Origin of the sequence: Maritimibacter sp. (genome assembly GCF_016774595.1) — a bacterium.
Classification (GTDB): Bacteria; Pseudomonadota; Alphaproteobacteria; order Rhodobacterales; family Rhodobacteraceae; genus Maritimibacter; species Maritimibacter alkaliphilus.
This window is the reverse complement of record NZ_JACBWT010000002.1, coordinates 48,769-70,386: the sequence shown is the minus strand read 5'-3', so window position 1 is coordinate 70,386 and position 21,618 is coordinate 48,769. Positions and strand designations below refer to the sequence as shown.

15 protein-coding genes are annotated in these 21,618 nt (G+C 65.0%); 6 read left to right on the top strand and 9 right to left on the bottom strand.

The genetic code is table 11. The annotated features are described in order from the left end of the window. Positions 1 to 9: 9 nt before the first annotated feature. Complete coding sequence (pncB, locus tag HOY44_RS11380) at positions 10 to 1,302, top strand: nicotinate phosphoribosyltransferase (protein WP_287434798.1); 1,293 nt, start codon at positions 10 to 12, stop codon at positions 1,300 to 1,302. On the opposite strand, the gene HOY44_RS11375 is transcribed toward pncB, so the two are convergent. From HOY44_RS11375 to HOY44_RS11345, 7 genes are all read right to left on the bottom strand, one after another. Further along, positions 1,299 to 2,390 carry a hypothetical protein gene (locus HOY44_RS11375; RefSeq protein WP_287434797.1) on the bottom strand — a complete coding sequence of 364 codons (1,092 nt, stop codon included), beginning with the start codon at positions 2,388 to 2,390 and terminating at the stop codon, positions 1,299 to 1,301. The genes pncB and HOY44_RS11375 overlap by 4 nt on opposite strands. A gap of 224 nt (positions 2,391 to 2,614) precedes the next feature. Continuing rightward, entirely contained in the window at positions 2,615 to 3,028 is a 414-nt protein-coding gene (gene arfB / locus HOY44_RS11370; RefSeq protein ID WP_008331837.1) for an alternative ribosome rescue aminoacyl-tRNA hydrolase ArfB, read from the bottom strand. 265 nt (positions 3,029 to 3,293) lie between these two features. Then, positions 3,294 to 3,935, bottom strand: a complete 642-nt coding sequence (locus HOY44_RS11365) for a queuosine precursor transporter (protein ID WP_287434796.1) — start codon at positions 3,933 to 3,935, stop codon at positions 3,294 to 3,296. 64 nt (positions 3,936 to 3,999) lie between these two features. Continuing rightward, the gene (locus tag HOY44_RS11360; RefSeq protein WP_287434795.1) at positions 4,000 to 4,956 is read right to left on the bottom strand and encodes an esterase-like activity of phytase family protein; all 957 of its coding nucleotides are present in this window, start codon (positions 4,954 to 4,956) and stop codon (positions 4,000 to 4,002) included. Next, the gene (mepA, locus tag HOY44_RS11355) at positions 4,929 to 5,882 is read right to left on the bottom strand and encodes a penicillin-insensitive murein endopeptidase (RefSeq protein ID WP_008331840.1); all 954 of its coding nucleotides are present in this window, start codon (positions 5,880 to 5,882) and stop codon (positions 4,929 to 4,931) included. The genes HOY44_RS11360 and mepA overlap by 28 nt, the downstream gene beginning before the upstream one ends. Further along, positions 5,879 to 7,252: an MFS transporter gene (locus HOY44_RS11350; RefSeq protein ID WP_040884794.1), complete on the bottom strand. Its 1,374-nt coding sequence runs from the start codon at positions 7,250 to 7,252 to the stop codon at positions 5,879 to 5,881. Before HOY44_RS11350 ends, mepA begins: the two co-directional genes overlap by 4 nt. 79 nt (positions 7,253 to 7,331) lie before the next feature. Then, positions 7,332 to 7,865 (bottom strand): acyl-CoA thioesterase, encoded by a 534-nt coding sequence (locus HOY44_RS11345; protein ID WP_008331843.1) that lies wholly within the window; start codon positions 7,863 to 7,865, stop codon positions 7,332 to 7,334. A gap of 125 nt (positions 7,866 to 7,990) precedes the next feature. On the opposite strand from HOY44_RS11345, the gene HOY44_RS11340 reads away from it, so the two are divergent. Genes HOY44_RS11340 through yaaA form a run of 3 tightly spaced genes read left to right on the top strand, consistent with a single transcriptional unit; the run spans position 7,991 to position 11,136 of the window. After that, positions 7,991 to 8,278: a YggT family protein gene (locus HOY44_RS11340; protein WP_040884796.1), complete on the top strand. Its 288-nt coding sequence runs from the start codon at positions 7,991 to 7,993 to the stop codon at positions 8,276 to 8,278. A 36-nt stretch (positions 8,279 to 8,314) separates the two neighbouring features. Then, positions 8,315 to 10,360 carry a DNA helicase RecQ gene (gene recQ, locus HOY44_RS11335; protein WP_287434794.1) on the top strand — a complete coding sequence of 682 codons (2,046 nt, stop codon included), beginning with the start codon at positions 8,315 to 8,317 and terminating at the stop codon, positions 10,358 to 10,360. Then, a complete protein-coding gene (yaaA, locus tag HOY44_RS11330; protein ID WP_287434793.1) occupies positions 10,360 to 11,136 on the top strand; it encodes a peroxide stress protein YaaA in 777 nt (258 codons plus the stop codon). Before recQ ends, yaaA begins: the two co-directional genes overlap by 1 nt. Here the strand turns inward: yaaA and HOY44_RS11325 are convergent. After that, the gene (locus tag HOY44_RS11325; protein WP_287434792.1) at positions 11,121 to 13,373 is read right to left on the bottom strand and encodes an ATP-binding protein; all 2,253 of its coding nucleotides are present in this window, start codon (positions 13,371 to 13,373) and stop codon (positions 11,121 to 11,123) included. The two genes, yaaA and HOY44_RS11325, sit on opposite strands and share 16 nt — an antisense overlap. Positions 13,374 to 13,515: 142 nt before the next feature. Here HOY44_RS11325 and HOY44_RS11320 point away from each other — a divergent pair, with 142 nt between their 5' ends. Continuing rightward, positions 13,516 to 18,945 (top strand): alpha-2-macroglobulin family protein, encoded by a 5,430-nt coding sequence (locus HOY44_RS11320; protein ID WP_502710696.1) that lies wholly within the window; start codon positions 13,516 to 13,518, stop codon positions 18,943 to 18,945. Continuing rightward, positions 18,942 to 20,999, top strand: a complete 2,058-nt coding sequence (gene pbpC, locus HOY44_RS11315) for a penicillin-binding protein 1C (protein WP_287434790.1) — start codon at positions 18,942 to 18,944, stop codon at positions 20,997 to 20,999. Before HOY44_RS11320 ends, pbpC begins: the two co-directional genes overlap by 4 nt. On the opposite strand, the gene HOY44_RS11310 is transcribed toward pbpC, so the two are convergent. Next, entirely contained in the window at positions 20,996 to 21,559 is a 564-nt protein-coding gene (locus tag HOY44_RS11310; protein ID WP_287434789.1) for a DUF4453 domain-containing protein, read from the bottom strand. The genes pbpC and HOY44_RS11310 overlap by 4 nt on opposite strands. Between the last annotated feature and the right edge of the window lie 59 nt (positions 21,560 to 21,618).

The following is a 21,618-nucleotide window of genomic DNA, read 5'->3' as shown; positions in this document are numbered from 1 at the left end:
ATGCGGATCATGGTCGACATAGCCTCACGCGTCTACAATCACACTTGGAAGATCGATCCGATCGTCCGATCGCTGATCGACACCGATTTCTACAAGCTCCTGATGTGTCAGTCGGTTCATCGCAACCACCCGGACACGCAGGTCACGTTTCAGCTGATCAACCGGGCCACCGAGGTGCCGCTCGCAACCCTGATCGACGAGGGGGAGTTGCGGGAGCAGTTGGATCATATCCGCACGCTGTCACTGACCCGTGGCGAGAGCACGTGGATGCGCGGGAACACGTTCTACGGCCAGCGCCAGATGTTCCGCCCGGAGTTCATGGAGTGGTTCGAGGGGCTGCGCCTGCCGCCCTATCACCTCACCCGCGTCGGCGATCAGTATGAGCTGACGTTCGAAGGCGCTTGGCCCGAGGTCATGCTGTGGGAAATCCCGGCCCTTGCTGTCCTCATGGAGCTGCGCTCGCGCGCCGTGCTGCGCGACATGGCGCGGTTCGAGTTGGAGGTGCTCTATGCCCGCGCCATGACGCGGCTGTGGGAAAAGGCCGAGCGTCTGCGGGGCTTGCCCGGCCTGAAACTCGCCGATTTCGGCACCCGCCGCCGCCACAGCTACCTGTGGCAGGACTGGGCGGTGCAGGCGATGGTGGAACGGCTCGGCCCCGCCTTCGTCGGCACGTCCAACTGCCTCATCGCCAAGAACCGCGATCTTGAGGCGATCGGGACCAATGCGCATGAACTGCCGATGGTGACGGCGGCGCTGGCGGAGGATGACGCCGCGCTGGCCCGCGCGCCCTATGACGTGCTGGCGGACTGGCATGAGGAGCATTCGGGGAACCTGCGCATCATCCTGCCCGACACCTATGGGACCAAGGGGTTCCTGGACAACGCGCCCGACTGGCTGGCCGGTTGGACGGGCATCCGCGTGGATTCCGGCGACCCGGTCGAGGGGGCCGAGACGGCGATCCGCTGGTGGCAGGAGCGGGGCGAGGATGCTGCCGAGAAGATGGTGATCTTTTCCGACGGGCTGGACGTGGCGGAGATCGAGCGGCTGCACGGGCTGTTCGCGGACCGGGTTCGGGTCAGCTTCGGCTGGGGGACGCTGCTGACGAACGACTTTCGGGGGCTGGCACCGGGGGACGCGCTGGCGCCGTTCTCACTGGTGTGCAAGGCCGTTGCCGCCGAGGGGCGGCCCACGGTGAAACTCTCGGACAACCCGGCGAAGGCGTTGGGGCCTGAGGGCGAAGTGGCCCGGTATAAGCGGGTGTTTGGAGTTGGGGATCAGGCCCGGCGGGAGGTTGTGGTTTAGGGGCCCAAAAGCAGCGGGGGCTCTTCGTCGTCTTCATCAATCCAATCTGCATCGTGAAACCAAGGACTTGATTGCCTTTCGAAGAGGTCTTCGGTGCCCGTCCGAGGTGCGGCGTTTTCGGGGAGCAATTCCATCAGTTCGTTCTCACCTAATGCATCTGATAGGTGCACGTCGTTATAACTCAACACGTTAAGTAGAATTATTTCATGGGAACGTGCCCCCGAACGTCGAATAGCCGCTTGAGCAACTATCTTGTCCAAATGTGAAGAAACCAATTCGTCTTGCTCGATTTTGATCCAAAAAGAGTTGTCAGAAATCGTGAAGAATACAACGTTTCCGTTTCCGTCGCGGCCTTTCCATTGTCGCTTGCGATCATACCGATCCCAATTCGGCGAAGTCACAACATATTCCACAACTTGAACCAACCAAACGCTTTCGTCATCCCGAGGCAGGTGGGCGATCCGTGTCTGGAAGAATTCTCGTGGAACCGGAAATTCGTGCGTGTCGTTGAAGCCAACCCCCAAGACGGAGGCATCCTCTTCACAAGTTTTGTAGAACGAGTTCTTTGCTGCGAACATTTCCGGAAAGAACGACGGCTCTATTCCGGCTTCGATTAGTTCTGACGTTGGCTTCTCAAAAAAGCCCTTCGTTGCTTCGACCAGAACGCCGCAGGCAGCAAATCCCTTTATGTTTTGTGCTGAAAGGACGCTCGGACCGCCAGAGACGTCTTCGTATATGCTTCTAACTTCTGCCCCAATCTCCTTCGTCCATTCGCTAGGTGTCTTCCCGGTGGATCCTTCTACAAACCCCGACCCAACATCGGTCTCCAAGAAAGCAATCGCTCCGCCAGCTACAGTAAACGTCCAAGCTAACACAGCCTTGAAGCCGCCTTCTTCGGGCGGTAACACAAGCGTTTTGAACTGAAGATCCGGCCCTATATGCTCTTGAACAAGCGACTCAAAGGAATTTTCAAATTCGCGCGTCGTTGCGATGAATGTATCGAGAGAAAGGACATGAGTTTCCATGTCAAAGTGTATGGGCAGCCGATAGACTGGCCGCGGGTAGTCGTCGATAAGAACCGTTACCAACGTATTCCCCCAATCTCCTAATGAACATTATTTTCTGAGCAGATCGTCGCCTATATGACAAGTCAAGCCCCTTGCGCAGCGTAGCAAGCGTAGGGTGGGCTTCAGCCCACCACCGCGCCCCCACCGGCCAGCGCGCTTGCCGGGGCGAACCCCGGCCTACGGGGTCTTACTTTCGGGGTCATCGTTGCGGGGTGCGATCCGCCGGGCTGTGGGTTTCACCCACCCTACTTGACCTTCCCCCTGAGCGCCTTCACCTCCCCGCGCTTCTTCTTCGCGTCCACGCGTTTGCGCTTCTGGTTGGCCGAGACCTTCGTCGGGATGCGGCGTTTCGGTTTTTCGCAGGCTTTGCGGATCATCTCCGCCAGCCGCTCCTCGGCCAGTTCCCTGTTCCTCGCCTGTGACCGGGTGTCCTGCACGAACACGATCAGCGCGCCGTCGGTGGTCCAGCGCCGCCCGGCCAGCCGCTTGAGCCGCCGTTTCACCGGGTCGGGCAGATGCGGCGAGCGTTCGGCCTCGAACCGTAACTCCACCGCCGTGGACACCTTGTTCACGTTCTGCCCGCCGGGGCCCGACGCGCGCACGAAGCTCTCGGTCAGTTCCCAGTCCTGAATGGTGATCTGGTCGTTTACGCGGATCATGGTCTTACAATCAGTCCCCCACCGGGGGAGTTCCCTGCAATGCGAAAAGGGCCACCGCTGGGGTGGCCCTTCGAGAAGTCTGGAGGTGGGGCCGGTTAGACAATGTCAGCCTAGCCCGCTACCAACCGAGGGCTGCCCCGGTTGGGCGCTTCTACTTTGTCCCGGCACCTCTCTCCGTGAATTCTCTAGACATGGACACCTCCTTTCCTCGAGTTGAATAACGATATGAAAAGGGTGCCACATATCTGGTATGGGTCAACATTTTTTACGCAGGATTTGGTGAAAGTTTCGCGACAAGCACACGAAACGGCACAAGTGCCACCAAAGCGAGCGAAAGTTTGACAAGCCAGTCGGCAAAGGCGAGGCTGACCCAGAGCGGGACCACGCCGCCGACCCCCAGGAATGGGACGTCTTCGGTCGCCCAAGACGTCTCCAAGTTCGCGTTTTCACTGAAGAAAACACCGATGGTGGCGGAAAAGGCGATGGAGAAGAACAGCACCGTATCGACCGCCGACCCGATGAGGGTTGAGGCCAAGGGCGCGCGCCACCAGCGGCCGCCGCGCAGGCGGTCGAAGATGGCGACGTCCAGAAGCTGCGCGGTCAGGAACGCGATGCCGGAGCCAACGGCCACGCGCAAGGATACGGCGGCGAATTCGTAGCCGTCGCCCTGCAACATGATCTGGCTGCCGATCAGCGAGCAGACGACGCCGACAAGGAAGCCCGTGAAGACGACGCGGCGCGCGGCCTGCGCGCCGTAGACGCGGTTCATCACGTCGGTCACGAGGAACGCGATGGGATAGGTGAACGCGCCCCAGGTCAGCCAGTTGCCGAGCAGGAATTGGACGAGGATGTTCGAGGCCACCACGACGGCGGCCATGGCAAGAATGCCGGGAAGAATGCGGGTCATGTGTTTGATCCGTTTTGACATGGTGGTCGGAGACATGGCCCTGCTCATGCAGGACGGGCGGGGCCTACAGGTTCTCGTCGTCCGGATCAAGCGTTTCGTCGGACAGGTTATCCTCGGGCGGCGGCAGGTCGCCCGGCACGATGTACTCGACGATCTCGTTCTTCTGAAAGAAGCGGTGGTTGTCGTCGGAGATCATGGTGATGCGCATGTCGCCCAGCGCGTCCCGCCAGACCGCGATGCCTTCGAGGTTGTCATGCGTGCGCGGCTGGGTTTCGAGCAGGGTGATCTCACCGTCCAGCGTATCCTCGCCCAGATCGAAGCGGCGCACGCGGGAGGCGAAGCCAAGCTGTGACGACGACAGGCGGCGTTCGAGCAGATAGAACCGCCCGTCCGGGCCGATGTCGGCACCAACGGGCAGGAAATCGCCCCGGCGCGGGATGGTGAAAGGGATCGTCCATTCGCCGTCACGATACCGGAACACGTCGAACGGTCGGGTCAGCTCGCCCGAGCGTTCGGGCAGGGTATAAAGGGCACCGTCGGCATCGATCGCCAATGCCTCGAGCGAGGAATTGTTCTGAAGATCCTTGAAGCCTTCGGCGCGCGGCAGGTGGACCGCGCGGTCGACGGCGGCGTCGTTATATTCGTTGATCCTGTGCTCGGCCTCGAACGACACGAAGACACGGCCATCGGGGGCGACCGCCAGCCCTTCGCTGTCGTCCCAATAGCGCGGAAGCGGGTCGCCGTCGGTGTGGGTCAGCGTCAGGATCGGCCCCGTTTCGGTCCCGATCAGCCAGCCGTTCGCGTTACGCAACAGCCGCCCCGAAACGATCAGGCCGCGATCCGATACGGTGACGAAGCCGACCCCGTCGGGATCGACCTCGAACCCCGACCAGCCGCCGAAGGACTCGTCCGCAATCGACCAGAGCGTGCTGGAGGCGAATTGGGCGGGCTGCGGCGATTGGGCGATGGCGGAGGGCGCCAGCGCGAAGGCGGTTATTGCGACTGCAAGACGGCGGCGCATTGCTGAGGCAGATCCGCGAGGCGGATTTCACGGCGCGGCTGCGGGGCCGGCGCATTCGGATCCGGTGGCGGCGGGTTGAGAATGTTGGCGACCCACTGACGCGCGTCGTCACACCCGTCACCCGGTGGCGGCGGATCTTGGTTCGTGCAACCGGACATGCCGGCAGGACAGTTCAGGCGCACGTGGAAATGATAGTGGTGACCGTACCAGGGCCGGATCTTGCGCAGGTAGGACCGGTCGCCGGTCTCGTCATTGCACATCTGAACCTTGGCGCCGGGAAACACGAAGATGCGCGCGACGCGCGGGTCGGATGCGGCGGCCTTCAGCACCTGATGATGCTGCGGCGTCCAGTTCTCGTTCACATAGGCACCGTTGGCGCGACGGGTCGAGATCGACGACAGGTTCTCGCGCTCGGTCGGGGTCAGGTCGAGCCGCGTGGGCGGAAGCATCCAGATGTCGGCGTCCAGCCCGATCTGGTGGCTGGCGTGGCCTGTCAGCATCGGCCCGCCACGGGGCTGGCTCATATCCCCCACGTAAAGCCCGGCCCAGCCCGGCTGACGCGCGGCCTTGGCCGACAGATCCTTAACGTAGTCGATCAGCTGCGGGTGACCCCAGTTCCGGTTGCGGCTAAGGCGCATCGCCTGCCAGGTCGGCCCGGTTTCGGGCAGTTGCGCCCCACCGGCAAGGCACCCTTTGGAGTAGAACCCCCACGCCGCCGGAGTCTGTGCCGACGGCCCGGATTTATGGCCGAACAGTTGCTTCGCCGGTTCGTTCGCGGTCGAGATGATTTCGCGCGCGGCCGTCAGGTCGTATTCGCTTGCGGGCGGGGCCTTGCCGCTTACCGGACGGTTGTCCGACGAACAGGCCAGAAGCGCGCCCGTCAGCGCGACGGTCGCGACAAGCGCACGGGGAATGCGGCGGATCATGGGGTGGTGAACTCCTCTCCATCCGGTCGCACCCAGACTAACAGAACGAGTCCCAGAAGAAAGAGCAGGATGAGAGGGGATACGCCAAGTCTCGCCGACCCGGTGATGGTCGTGGCGAGCCCGATCAGGGCGGGCGCGATGAAGGCGGTCGCGCGGCCCGACAGACCGTAGAGGCCGAAGTATTCGGTGGGCGATGCCGGGTCGGCATGGCGCACCATGAGCGAGCGGGACGCGGCCTGAAGCGTGCCGCCCATACCGCCGATCACGATGCCTGCGCCGAACATGATGATGTCCGGCAGCTTGGAGCCTTCGGCGAGCGCTATGCCGAAAACCGACTGCCGGTCCATGAACACGATGGTCACGATGACGAGGCTCAGGCCGAGGATCGCGCCGACGATCACCGGCTTGGGTCCGATCGAGCTGTCGACCTTGCCGCCGAGCCACGAGAACAGGGCGGCGGAGATCGCCGAGATGATGCCGAAGATCCCGATCGACGTGACCTGCCAGTCGAGAACGAGCGTCGCATAGACGCCGCCGAAACCGTAAAGCCCGTTCAGCGCGTCGCGATAGAACATCGACGAAAGCAGGAAGTTCAAAAGCGACCGGCGATCCTTGAGCGCGCGCAGCGAACGGCCCAGCCCGCCGAGGGCTTTGGATATGGAATGCTTGCGGCGCGGCAGGTCGTCTTCGCGCACCCACAGGAAGTAAGGCACCATGAAGACGATGAACCAGATCGCGACGAACGGCCCGACGAACCGCGTGCCCTCACGCGTCGAACCGTCGAGAAGGCCGAACGCGGGCTCCAGACCGATCAGGGTCTTGCCGTTGTCACCCTCGGCGAAGATCGCGAGCATGATGATGAGCGCGACGATCCCGCCGACATAGCCGAAAGCGAAGCCGGAACCCGAGGTTTTGCCGACCTCGCTATCCTCGACCAATCCGGGCAACTGGCCGTTGACGAAGATCAACGCGAATTCAGCGCCGATGAAACCGATGCCGAACGCGAACAGCATCAGCCACATATTCCCGCCCGCAGGATCGGTATACCAAAGCGACCAGGCACCGACGACGTAGAGCAGCGTGAACAGGTAAATCCACGGGCGGCGGCGGCCCGACGTGTCCGCAAGCGCCCCAAGGATCGGCCCGCCGAACCCGATGATGAGACCCGTGATCGTCAGGCACATCGACCAAACGGTCTGGGCCCGCGCATCCGCGGCCTGTTCGGCCATCCCGGACGACAGAAAGAACGCCGTCGCGACCGTGGCGAAGAAGGGCCCGTAGATGAATGTGAGCAGAACGGTGTGATACGGCTGGCTCGCCCAGTCGAACCAGTACCAGCCCCATATGCGCTTCCTGTCCCCGGTGGCCATCTGCCCCTCCCACCTCATTATGGTTAACTGTATGGCCGGAGTTATACCTTAGAAGCAAGCACCTTACGTTGGGGAAGGATTAGAATTCCGGCGGCCATGGCCGGTGGGTATCAGCCTCGATCCAGCCCGAAACCCAGTCTGGCAAGGGCGGCGACTTGAGATCGGGATAGCCCATGGCCGCGAGCACACGGTCCGTCGTCACGATCCCGTTTCGGTCGGTCGTGGCGGTCCGCACGAGGATATGGTTGGCGCAGGTCTCGCCCTTCCACATCGACTGCTCGATATAGGAAAACTTGTCGTCCCAGCCGATCAGCCGGGTCCGCAGTTCGATCCGGTCGAACATCTTGACCCGGCGGCGGTACATGACGCTCGCCCCCGCGACCGCGCCGCCCCATTTCTGCTTCGCGGTGGTCTGCGCGATGCCCGTGCGGATACCGAACGGAACGCGGCCCAGATCGAACAGGGTCAGCGTGCGCCCGTTGTTCAACTCCATGAACATATCCAGATCCCACGGCCAACAGATGTGGTGGCTGACGTGAACCCCGTCGATGGGTAGCCGCGACTGGCCGAACGATTTGACGATTTCCTTGGCGAGACGGACGAAGGGATACATGGGGCGCTCCTTTGTCCCCGCGTGCTGCGCCTGCGAAAAGCGCGCGTCAACCGTTCCCGCGCGTCACACTTGCGCTCGCGCCCCCGTGCCCCTAGGTCAGTGCACGGACAAAGAACGGACCGCCCATGCTTTCGATAATGCAAATCCTCCTGGCCATCCTGAACGTGATCTGGTTCATCGTGATCGTTCACATCATCATGTCGTGGCTGATCAACTTTCAGGTTCTCAACCTCGGGCAGCGGTTCGTGGCGCAGGTCTGGTATGGGCTGAACCGGCTCGTCGATCCGGTCTATTCGCGCATTCGCCGCTTCATGCCGGACATGGGCGGGCTCGATCTGTCGCCGGTCATCGTGCTGCTCGCGCTCTTCGCGATCCGCACGGTCATTCAGAACAACATGTACCACTTCTACTAGGTTGCGAGGGGCACGGGTTGTGGCTAAACCCGGCCCATGCCCCGCGACCTCGACCTTCTGAAATCCGTCTTCGGCTTCGACGCCTTCCGACCGGGTCAGGATGAGATCGTGTCGGCGGTGACGGCGGGCGAAGATACGCTGGCCATCATGCCGACGGGCGGCGGCAAATCCCTCTGCTACCAGCTTCCCGCTTTGTTGCGCGACGGCGTAACGGTCGTCATTTCCCCCCTTATCGCCTTGATGCGCGATCAGGTCCGCGCCCTGCGGGCCGTAGGGGTCGAAGCGGGCGCGCTGACCTCCGGCAACACCGAGGAAGAGACGGACGAGGTGTTCCGTGCCATTTCCGAGGGCCGGTTGAAGCTTCTTTACATGGCGCCCGAACGGCTTGCCTCGGGCGGGACCGTGAACCTGCTCAAACGTGCGGGCGTGACGCTGATCGCCGTGGACGAGGCGCATTGCGTCAGCCAATGGGGCCACGACTTCCGCCCCGATTACCTGCGGATCGGTGATCTCAAGTCCGCGCTCGGCGTGCCGCTTGCCGCCTTCACCGCCACGGCGGACGAAGAAACGCGGGCCGAGATCGTCACCAAGCTTTTCGCGGGCAAGGCGCCGCGCAGTTTCCTGCGTGGCTTCGACCGCCCGAACATCCACCTCGCCTTCGCGGTCAAGGATGGCCCGCGCGGTCAGATCCTCGACTTCGCCGCGCCGCGCAAAGGGCTGTCCGGCATCGTCTACACCGCCACCCGCGCCAAGACCGAAACGCTGGCCGAGGCGCTGCGCGGTGCGGGGCACGAGGCTGTCGCCTATCACGCCGGGCTCGACCCCGAGCGGCGGCGCGACGTCGAGCGGCGGTTCCAGACCGAGGACGGGCTGATCGTCGTCGCAACCGTCGCCTTCGGCATGGGGATCGACAAACCGGACATCCGCTGGGTGGCGCACGCCGACCTGCCGAAATCCATCGAGTCCTACTATCAGGAAATCGGTCGCGCGGGCCGTGACGGGGCGGCTGCCGAGACACTCACGCTCTACGGTCCGGACGACATCCGCCTGCGCCGAACCCAGATCGACGAGGGGTTGGCACCGCCCGAACGGCGCGCCGCCGATCACGCGCGGCTGAACGCGCTCCTTGGTCTGGCCGAGGCGCATGGCTGCCGCCGTCAACGGCTGCTCGGCTATTTCGGGGAAGAGGCCGAGCCCTGCGGCCATTGCGACAACTGCGACAAGCCGCCCGAGACGTTCGACGCCACGGTTCCGGTGATGAAGGCGCTGTCGGCGGCCCTGCGGACCGGCGAAAGCTTCGGCGCGGGGCACCTGATCGACATTCTGACGGGCAACGAGACGGACAAGGTCAAACAGCGGGGCCATCAGGACTTGCCGACCTTCGCGGTGGGTCGCGACATGAACCGCGGTCAGTGGCAGGCGCTCTTCCGGCAGATGATGGGGCTGGACTTCGTGCGCCCCGATCCCGAACGCCACGGCGCGCTGCGCGTGACCGAGGCCGCGCATCCGGTGCTCAAGGGCGAGGCTTCAGTGACCTTGCGCCGCGATACCGTGTCGAAATCCAAGGCCCGGCCCGCCGTCAAGGCGCTGGTGTCGGACGAGGATGCGCCGCTGCTCTCTGCCCTCAAGGCCAAGCGCCGCGCACTGGCCGAGGCACAGCGGGTGCCGGCCTATGTCGTCTTCACCGACCGGACGCTCATCGAAATGGCCGAGACCCGGCCCCAGACCATCGACGAGATGGCCAAAATTTCAGGCGTCGGCGCGAAGAAGCTGGAGCGGTATGGCGACGATTTCCTATCGGTCATCGCGGGCGAGGCGGAAGCGATGCATCCCTCGCGCCGCAAGCTTGCAGGGTCGGAAAGTGGCGTGCTTTACGACCGTCTGGCCGAAGCGGCACGTGACCTATATCGCGGGATCGACGGCTATGCGAAGCCTCTGTCGCTGACCCCCGGACAGATCAAGCAGATCGCCGAGCGCCGTCCTTCATCCGAAGACGATCTCGCCCGTATCAAGGGCATGGACACCGCCCGGATCGACCGGTTCGGGTCGGCTTTCCTGTCGCTCATTCACGAGAGGTTCTGATGCTTATCACCGTGTCCCCCGCCAAACGCCTCGATGAGACCGAGGCCGTCGCCACCGGAGGCACCACGCCGTTTTTCGCGGACGACACCGCGACGCTCGCGAAAACGGCCGTGCTGAAACAGCCCCGAAAACTCGAGGCATTGATGGATATCTCGCAGGCATTGGGCAAGCTGAACGCCGAGCGGTTCAAGCGGTTCGGGTCGGGCGAGGGCGAAAAGCAGGCGATCGAGATGTTCGCGGGCGACACCTATACTGGGTTCGACGCGGCCTCGCTCGACGCCGACGCGATGGACTATGCGCAGGATCATCTGCGCATCCTGTCCGGGCTTTACGGCCTGTTGCGGCCTCGCGACGTGATCGCGCCGCACCGGCTGGAAATGGGCACGCGGCTCAAGACCCGGCGGGGCAAGTCGCTATACGATTTCTGGGGCGACCGGATCGCCAAGCGGCTGGTGGCAGAGGCCAAGGATCTTGGCACCGACACGCTGGTCAACTGTGCCTCGGTCGAATATTTCACCGCCGCCGACAGGCCCGCCCTGAAACTGCGCGTGGTGACGCCCACGTTTTACGAGACCAAGAATGGCGAGCCGCGCATCGTCAGCTTCTTCGCCAAACAGGCGCGTGGCGCGATGGCGCGGTTCATCTGCGAGAACCGGATCACCGATCCGGCGGCGCTGGCGGACTTCAACCTCGGCGGCTATGAGCACCGGCCGGACATGAGCGCACCGAACCGCCCGGTCTTCGTGCGCGGCGAGGTCGATCAGGACGCCGCCTGAGCCTGATCCTTGTCGGGCAGCGCGGGCAGAGCCGCCGCCGGGCAATTCTCGGCGATTTCGGCCAGAATGGCGTCTTTCGGAAAGGGCTTGGTCAGGTGTGCGTCCAGCCCGTGCCCCATGATATCGTCGCCATCCCCGGTCATGGCATGGGCCGTGAGCGCGACGATCCGGGTCCGGGTCAGGCCGCGCTCGGTTTCGATCTCGCGGATTGTCCGCGTCGCCTCCTTGCCATCGAGGCCGGGCATGGAAATGTCCATGAAGATCAGGTCGGGCTGGCCGTTTTCGAACTCGTCCACCGCTTCGAACCCGTTCGCGGCGAAGATCAGGTCGATGTCGCAGGCCTTGACCAGTTTGGAAAAGACGAAACGGTTGGTCTTGTTGTCTTCGGCGACCAGCACCCGCATCTTGCGGGGCGCGGACGGCGCCTCCGGCGTCAAAGGCAGATGGGCCTCGGGTTCCGACAAGCCGAACAGGTTGCCCTCGGGCAAATCCGCTTCGTCCTCGGCGGTGTCGCCCGTGAACAGGTTTTCCTCGACCACCGACCGGATCGACCGGAAGCCCGGCAATTTCGGTTCCGGCAGGGCCGCGAGTTGCGCCATGAGCGCGGGCCGGGAATGGGGTTTGTGCAAGATCCGCTCCTCGTTGCAGGCGTGATCGCCGGCGAGCGGATCGGCAACGGTGATGATCGGGGCCGGGGCCTTCGCGCACATTTCGGCCATATCGGCCCGGATCAATTTCTGGTCCACGAAGATCACGTCCATTCCGGGTGACAGCCCCTGCCCCGCTTCGACATTGTCGGCCTCGGCGACCTCCATCCCGAGGGCGATCAGCCGCTTGGCCAGGATCGAGCGGTTCAGGTCGTCGGGCATGACAAGCAGGGCGCGGTCCAGCCAGTCGGGCGCATCGGGCAGGCTCGCCTCGGCCACGACGGGCAGGGACAGGGCGAAACCGAAACAAGACCCGATACCTTCTTCGCTTTCCACCCAGACCTCGCCATGCATGAGCGAGACGAGTTGCCGCGTGATGGCGAGACCCAGCCCCGTGCCCTCGAAACTGCGGTTTCGTTCGTCCTCGACCTGATTGAACTCGCCGAACACATGATCCTGCATGTCCTGCGGAATACCGATGCCGGTGTCCTCGACCGTGACGTGCACGCGCTGTCGGGCGTCGCGACCGTCCGGCATCCCGATCACACGGACAAGGATATGCCCCTTGGCCGTGAACTTGACGGCGTTGCCGATCAGGTTGGTGAGGATCTGGCGCACCCGCACCGGATCGCCTTCGTATCGGGTCGGCAGGAACATATCGACGTCCAGCATGATCTTGAGGCCCTTTTCGCGGATCGAGGGCATGACCAGCGCGATCACGTCGAGGATCGTCTGCTCAAGATCGAAGGGTTCGAGATGCAGCTCCAGCTTCGCCGCCTCGATCTTCGAATAATCCAGCACATCGTTGATGATGGTCAGCAGCGCCCGGCCAGACGAGCGGATCGTATCGACGTAGCTCGCCATCTCTTCGTCCAGATCGTGCTCGGCCATCAGATCGGCCATTCCCACGACACCGTTCATCGGCGTGCGGATTTCATGGCTCATGTTGGCGAGGAAGGCGGACTTGGCGCGACTCGCGGCTTCGGCCCGTGCGCGGGCGGCGCGAAGCGCGTCCTGCCGCCGGATCGCTTGCGTCACGTCCATCGCCATCGAAACCGTGTCGCCGCCCGGTGCGCGCCGGTCGACCAGCCGCAGGTAGGCGCCGTTCCACAGCCTGATCTGGCGCGGCTCCGGCGCATCCGTCGCCCAGCGTTCCAGCATCCAGTCGCGCCATTCGGGCACCGTCCGCTCACCTATGTCGACGATGCCTTCGGACAGCGCGGCCTCGACGATTTCCTCGTAATGCGCGCCGGGGCGGATGCATTCCAGCCCGTCGAAGGGCGCGTAATAAGCGGGGTTCGCGATCACCAGACGGCTTTCGGCATCGAACACCGCGAACCCGTCCTGCACCGTTTCGATCGAGGACCAGAGCCGCCTTTTGGCGATGTCGACCTCGACCGTCTTGCGTTCCAGATCCTCGCGCACCTCGACCACCTCTTCGCGTGTTTCCACCAGATCTTCGGACAATGAACGCGCATGGCGTGACAGCATCCTGTTCGCCTCGTTCAACTCGGCCTCTTTCTGGGCGAGCAGCCGTTCCGCCGCCATCCGCGCGCGCCGTTCGCCGGTCAACAGATCATCATTCGTCATCGCGCTCTCCCATCGTCGCCAGTGCCGCGACCATCACCCAACAAGGTGAACGCCGGCTTAACGGGCGCAGGGCCAAAGGGAGGAATCGTTGTCAGCTCAAGGGGCCTCGTGGCAACATGACGGCGCACAGGAGGACACTGTCATGCGGAAGCTTTTCATTTTCATTGCAATTTTCTTTAGTTTTTCAGCACAAACCATGGCGCAGGATCTCGTCCCCGACCGAAGGTTCGTCCTCCACCGCGATGTCGATTTCTTCGGCTCCGACCTGCAATCGATCTTCGATACATCCCTCGAAAACTGTGAATCCGCCTGCCTTGGCGATACCCAGTGCCGAGCCTTCACCTTCAACACGCGCAATTCCTCGTGCTTCCTGAAATCGTCGATTTCCGACGAGGCGGAGTATTCCGGTGCCTTCTCGGGCGAGATCGTGAACGAACCGCAGGCCGTCCTCGCCGCCGCAGCCGACCGGGAAGCGGAATTGATGGCGTTCCTGCGCCCCTACGACATTTCCGCCGCCGCGCAGGAGGCCCGCTGGATTTCGAACGATTACGTCGCGGGCGGCTGGACCGCCGAAGACCTGTCCCGCATCGCGCTGGATGCCGAGCGCGAAGGGAACTTCGTCAACGCCTATCGCAACATGGGGGCCGCTACAGTGGTGAGCGGCGCGGGAGGCGACTGGCTGGAATACGCCCGCCTGACCTATGCCGCAGCCAACGTCACGACCGAGAACAGCGAGCGTCGGCGGCTGATGCAGCAGGCGTTCGAGGGGTCCATCGCCGCCTATGCCCGCCTGTCGAACCCGGCGGCACGGGCCAACGCGCTTATCATCATGGCCGAGACCCTCGAACAGCTCGACCGGGGCCGCGACATGATCCCCGCACTGCGGCTGGCACAGGAGTTGAGCCCTCGCGACGATACCTCCGCCGCGCTCGACCGGGCCGTGGGGCTATATGGTTTCCGCGTGACCGATACCGAGGTGCAGTCGGACGCCGCCCAGCCGCGCATCTGCGCCAGTTTCTCGGAACCGCTGATCGAAACCGGGCAGGATTATTCCGATTTCGTGCAGTCCGAGACGTCCGGGCTCGCCGTCACCGCATCGGGCAGCCAGCTGTGCGTTGCCGGGGTCGAGCATGGGGGGCGCTATACGATCACGCTGCGCTCTGGCCTGCCTGCCGCCAATGGCGAAGCGCTGCGCGCGCCGGTGCAGGTCACGCATTACGTGCGCGACCGTTCGCCCTCGGTCGTCTTCCCCGGCAAGGCTTACGTGCTGCCGCGCACCGAGGATGCCGGGCTTCCGGTGATCGCGGTCAATGCTGACGAATTGGCGCTGAAGCTGATGAAAGTGTCGGACCGTAACCTCGTGCGGACCATGCAGGAAAACATCCTCGGCAATTCCGTGGACCCTTGGATGGCCAGCTATCTTGAAGGTGAAATGGCGACGGTCGTCTGGGAAGGGTCTGCGAGCGTTTCAAGCGAACTCAACACCGACGTGACCACCCGCCTGCCGATTGGCGAAGCGATCGCGGAGATGGAGCCGGGGGTCTATGCCCTTCAAGCCAGCATCGAAGGCGAAGACCCCTACGACACGCCGCCCGCGACCCAGTGGTTCGTGATCTCGGACATCGGCCTGACATCGATGTGGGGCGCGGATGGGCTGCACGTCTTTGCCCGCTCGCTCACCTCGGCTGATGCGATGGAGGGTATGACGGTCGAGCTCGTCTCGAACGCGAACGAGGTGATCGGAACCGCGACCACCGACGCGATGGGCTATGCCAGTTTCCCCGCCGCGATGACGATGGGTCAGGGCTCTGCCGCGCCTGCGCTGGTTGTGGCCGAGGGCGAGAATGACCTTGTCTATCTGTCCCTGCGCGGGCCGGAGTTCGATCTGTCGGATCGCGGGGTCGAGGGCAATCCCGCCGCCCCGCCCATCGACGTGTTCCTCACGACCGACCGGGGGGCCTACCGCGCGGGTGAGACGATCAACGCCACCGCGCTGGCCCGTGACGGCATGGCCGAGGCGATCCCCGGTCTGCCGCTCACCGCGATCCTGACGCGCCCCGATGGGGTGGAGTATTCGCGTCAGGTGTCGGACGGCGCGGGCGCAGGCGGGCATGTCTATGCCCTGCCCGTGTCTGGCGCGGCCCCGCGTGGGACGTGGCGGTTGGACGTCTATACCGACACCGAGGAGCCGGCGCTCGCCTCCACCACGCTTTTGGTCGAGGATTTCCTGCCGGAACGCATCGATTTCGACCTGAGCCTGCCCACCGGGCCGGTGAGCGCCGACGCCTCGCCCACGCTGGGCATCGACGCGCGTTATCTGTTTGGCGCGCCGGGGGCCGATCTGGACTATGAGGGCGACATTCGCCTGACCGCCGCCGACAGCCTCGACGCCTTCCCAGGCTACCGCTTCGGGATGTGGGGGGATGAGCTTTATCCGCAATACGGCTCGGTCCCCCCCGGCACGACGGACGAGGCCGGACAGGCGCAGACCACCCTCAGCTTCCCCGAGATCGAAGCGCCGGGGCGGCCGCTCAACGCCACCGTGACGGTGCGGGTCAAGGAGGGCTCGGGGCGGCCCGTGGAACGGCAGGCGAGCCTTGCCGTGACGCCTGCGACCGACCTTATCGGCATCAAACCGGGGTTCGACGGGGACGTGTCCGAGAATTCCACCGCGACCTTCGACCTCATCGGCCTCGGCCCTGATCTTGCGGGCAAGGCGATGGAGGTGACATGGGCCGTGAACCGGGTGCGCACGCGCTATCAGTGGTATTCCTCGGACGGCTATTGGGACTGGGAGCCTGTGACGACCCGCGAACAGGTCGCGACCGGGACCGCCACGCTGGGCGCTGATCCGGTCGAGGTGTCCGCACAGGTCGAATGGGGCCGCTACGAGATTGTGGTGAGCCGCACGAGCGGCGCCTACCTCGCTTCGTCGATGGACTTTTACGCCGGCTGGTATGTGCCCGCCGACGTGTCGGAAACGCCGGACATGTTGGAGATGTCTTTGGACGCCGAGGGATATGCACCCGGCGACACCGCGACCCTGCGCATCCTGCCGCGCAACCCCGGCACGGCGCTGGTCACGGTCGTCTCGAACCGGCTGATTCATATGGAGGCCATCGAGGTGGACGGGGAGACCACCGTCTCGCTGCCCGTGACCGAGGAGTGGGGCGCGGGTGCCTATGTCACCGCCTCGCTCATCCAGCCTTTGGACGAGGCCGAAGGGCGCAACCCGACCCGCGCTTTGGGGCTGGCTCACGCCAGCGTCGATCCGGGCGACCATCGCCTCAGCGTCGGTCTGGACGCGCCGGAAACCGCCAAGCCGCGCGGCCCGATGGAGGTCGCGGTGACGGTGGACGGGATCGCGGCGGGCGAAACCGCCTATGTCACCCTCGCCGCCGTCGATCAGGGTATCCTGAACCTCACCTCTTTCGAGGATCCGGACCCCGAGGATCACTACTTTGGCCAGCGCAGGCTCGGCATGGGTATTCGCGACCTGTACGGCAATCTTATCGACGGCATGACCGGCCAGATGGGCGAAATCCGCTCTGGTGGTGACGCCGCCGCGTCGATGCGGATGCAAGCCCCGCCCCCAACGGAAGAGTTGATGGCACAGTTCTTCGGCCCGCTCGAAGTGGTCGATGGCCGCGCCACCGCCACCATCGACCTGCCGGAGTTCAACGGCTCGGTCCGCCTGATGGCGGTCGCGTGGTCTGACACCGGCGTGGGTCAGGCGGGCGGCGATGTGCTGGTGCGTGACCCCGTGGTGATGACCGCCTCGGTCCCGCGTTTCATGGCGCCGGGGGACGAGGCGCGTATGCTGCTGGAACTCACCCATGCCAGCGGGCCGACCGGCGACGTGACCGTCACCGCGACCTCGGCGGGGCTACAGATCGGCGGCGGCGTTCTGGCCGACGACATCACGCTGGGCGAGGGCGAAACGGCGCGGGTCTCCGTGCCCATCGCCGCCGTGTCAGAGGGCATCCACCAGATCGCTTTGGTGCTGAAAACCCCGTCGGGTGAGGAACTGACCAAGACGCTGACCATCCCGGTCGAAACCCTCGACCCCGAAGTGGTGCGCCAGAACCGCTTCACGCTTGCCGCCGGGGATACCTTCACCTTCACGCAGGACGTGTTCGATGGTCTGACGCTGGCCTCGGCCCGCGCCACCATCGCCGCCGGGCCGCTCGCCAAGATCGACGCGCCCGGCCTCTTGGACCGACTCGACCGCTACCCCTATGGCTGCACCGAACAGCAGACCAGTCGCGCGCTCCCGCTGCTCTATATGGGCGGTGTGGCCGAAGCGATGGGGCTTGAGGATCGTGACGACCTGCCCCAGCGCGTGAACGAGGCGATCGAGGCGATCCTGTCGAACCAGTCCTCGTCGGGAAGTTTCGGGCTGTGGCGGCCGGACAGTGGCGACATGTGGCTCGACAGCTTCGTGTCCGACTTCCTCTCGCGCGCCCGCGCACAGGGCTACGCCGTGCCGGATACCGCGTTCCGTGCGGCGATGGACAACCTGAGGAACCGGGTAAACTACTACCCGGACTTTGAGGACGGGGGCGAAGACCTCGCCTATGCGCTCTACGTCCTCGCGCGTGAGGGCGCGGCGGCGATGGGCGATCTGCGCTATTATGCAGACGTAAAGGCCGCCGAGTTCGACGGGCCTCTGGCCGCGGCGCAATTGGGTGCCGCACTCGCTGCCTATGGCGACCCGACCCGCGCCGACCGGATGTTCGCGCAGGCCGCCGACCTGATGGCCCAGCCGGAACCGGAGGGGCAGATATGGCGCGCGGATTACGGCACCGATCTGCGCGATGCCGCCGCCGTCCTGACACTCGCGGTCGAAGCCGGATCGCAGGCGGTGGACCGCAACGCGCTGGTGAACCTGATCGCGCAGGGCGACCGCTATTGGTCGACGCAGGAGGCGACGTGGTCGCTGCTTGCCGCCAATGCGCTGCTCGAAGACAGCCCGAACGCCGGGCTGGTTCTGAACGGCGAGCCGATGACAGGGCCGATGGTCGAGGTGATGAATCCGGTGTCGCTGTCACGCCCGTGGACGGTCGAGAATACGGGCGACGGGCCGGTGGACATCACGCTCACCGCCTTTGGCGTGCCGACCCAGCCGGAACCGCCGACCTCGAATGGCTACTCCATCGGGCGTCAGTATTACTCGATGGAGGGCGAGCCGGTGGACGTGTCGCGTGTGGCGCAGGGCGAACGGCTGGTCACGGTCGTCACCGTGACGCCGCAGGGCTATTCGGACGGGCGCCTCATTGTGTCCGATCCGCTGCCCGCCGGGTTCGAGATCGATAACCCGAACCTGATCCGGGGCGGCGACATCAAGGCGCTCGACTGGCTGCAACTGACCAGCGATCTGGAGAACAGCGAGTTCCGGCAGGACCGGTTCCTCGCCGCCGTCGACTGGCAGTCCGACCGCGCCTTCCGCCTTGCCTATATCGTGCGGGCGGTGACGCCGGGGACGTTCCATCATCCCGCCGTGTCGGTCGAGGATATGTATCGCCCCGACTACCGCGCGACGGGTGAGACCGGGACGGTGGTGATCGAGTGACACGCCGCGCCACCCTGATCGGTGGGCTGGCCGCTGCCGTCGCGCTCTGGGGTGCGGCGGCGGGGCGCGATGCTTTGGACGACTGGGTGGACCGGACCGAGGTGCCATCGCTCACGGTCGAGGTGTCGGACGAAGTGCTGGACCGTGATGGGCAGCTCCTGCGCGCCTATACGGTCGCGGATGGTCGCTGGCGGATGGGGCTTCAGGGCGCGCCCGTCGATCCGCTCTTCCTCAGGATGCTCGTCGCCTATGAGGACAAGCGGTTCTACCGGCACAACGGCGTCGACGCGGTCGCCATGACGCGGGCCGTGGGGCAGGCGCTGGTGAACGGCGGTGTCGTGTCGGGCGCATCCACGCTGACCATGCAGACCGCGCGTCTGCTGGAGGATGGGCCGACCGGGACTATCTCAGGCAAGCTCAGACAGATCAGGCTGGCGCTTGCGCTGGAACGGCGGCTTACGAAGGACGAGATCCTCGCGCTCTACCTCGACCGCGCGCCCTATGGCGGCAACACCGAAGGCATCCGCGCCGCGACCCGCACATGGTTCGGGAAGGAGCCGCGACGGCTGACGCCCGCAGAGGCCGCGCTGCTCGTGGCCCTGCCCCAGTCGCCCGAAACCCGCCGCCCGGATCGCCACCGCGAGGCCGCGCTCGTCGCACGAGACCGGGTGATCGACCGGATGGAGCGACAGGGCGTGCTCACCGCCGATCTGGCCGACACGGCGCGGCGCGATCCGGTGCCGAAGGTGCGCCGCGACATGCCCGCGCTTGCCCCGCATCTGGCAGACCGTGCGCGGCGGGAGGGGCCGGGACCGGACGGGCGGATCACGACGACGCTGGACGCGGGCCTTCAAGCGCGGCTCGAAACGCTGGCCGCGCGGGCGGTGGCGGATCACGGCGCGGGGCGGCTGTCCATCGCGATGGTGGTGGCCGATCATGTGAGCGGTGAGGTGCTCGCAAGCGTCGGATCGGCGGGCTATGCGCCGACGGATCGGCAGGGGTTCGTCGACATGACAATCGCCCACCGCTCACCCGGATCGACGCTGAAACCGCTGATCTACGCGATGGCCTTTGACGATGGCCTCGCCCATCCCGAAACCCTGATCGACGACGCGCCCATCGCTTTCGGATCTTACGCGCCCGAGAATTTCGACGGGGCCTATCGCGGCCCGGTGACCGTGGCCGAGGCGCTGCGCCTGTCCTTGAACATCCCCGTGGTCGCGCTGGCGTCCGAGATCGGCCCGGCGCGGGTCTTTGCGGCGCTGGAGACGGCGGGCACCGATCCGCGACTGCCCGGTGGCGCGCCCGGTCTGGCCATCGCGCTGGGCGGTCTGGGGGTGACGCCGGAGGGGCTGACCGCGCTTTACGCCGCGCTCGCGAACGGCGGACAAGTGACGGCCCTGCGTCATCGCCCCGACACGCCGCGTGCCGTGCCCGCGCGTCTGGTGACGCCGGAGGCCGCGTGGCAGGTCGCACATATCCTGTCGTCGGTGCCACCGCCGCCGAACGCGCCGCGCATGAGGCTCGCCTATAAAACCGGAACGTCTTATGGCCACCGCGACACATGGGCCGTGGGGTTCGACGGGCGCTATGTCGTGACGGTCTGGATGGGGCGGCCTGACGGGACGCCCGTGCCGGGGGCGTTCGGGGCCGACATGGCCGCGCCGATCCTGTTCGAAGCCTTCAGCCGCGTCACCCCACAGATCGAACCGCTCGGGCCACCCCCGCCCGGGACGCTGATGTTGAGCCACGCCGCCCTTCCACTGCCCCTGCGGGAGTTCAAACCGCGCGGGGCGGTATTCGCCGCGCCCAAGGGTCAGCCGGAACTGGCCTTTCCCCCCGATGGCGCGACGGTCGAGACCGGGGGCATGCCGCTCGCGGTCAAGATCAGGGACGGTCGTCCGCCCTTCACCGTGCTCGCAAACGGCGCGCCGGTGCGCGTGGCCAGCCATGCGCGCGAGGACATGCTGGACCTGCCCGGCCCCGGCCATGTCACACTGTCGGTTATCGACGCCGATGGACGGGCCGCGCGTGCGCAGGTGGAACTACGCTAGCCTGCGAGTTGGCCGCACTGAGCCTCGTCGATCCCGCCCTGCACCCAGCCAATACCGACCCGGTCGGACCCATCGTAGAGCGACACGACCTGCCAGCCATTCGGGCCGAAATGCTCATAGTCCCACATCACGTCCATGCCGCGCTTGACGGTGCCGATCTGCGCTGCCCCCGCCCGGTGACCGGCCAGAACCGGCACGTCCGGCCCCTTCCAGCCAATGCAGGCCGAGCCGAACTCGGATGGCACCGGCAAATCTTCGAGCGCGCGGAGCATGTAGTCGTAATAGAGGTCGATCCGCTCGCCCGCCGTGTTCACTTTGCAGCCGTGCAGCCCCTCCATCTCTTTGATGAACGCGATGGATTTCTGCGCCTCGGAGCTGAGCTGGACGTCCTTGCCGGTGCATCCGGCGTTGTCGAAGATGTTCTGCCCCAGCGTGGACCCGAAGCAGTATCCGGCGCGGTCGAAATGCAGGTTCCGGATAAACCACATCTCGTCGCAGGCGTCCGCGACGGCAGGAAGGGGTGTGAGAACGGCAAATAGAGGGGCGGCGAATCGCAGCATGAAAATCACTCCTGAAAATGGTGATCGGATGCTAGCCGCAGCGCAGCAAAAGAAAAGCC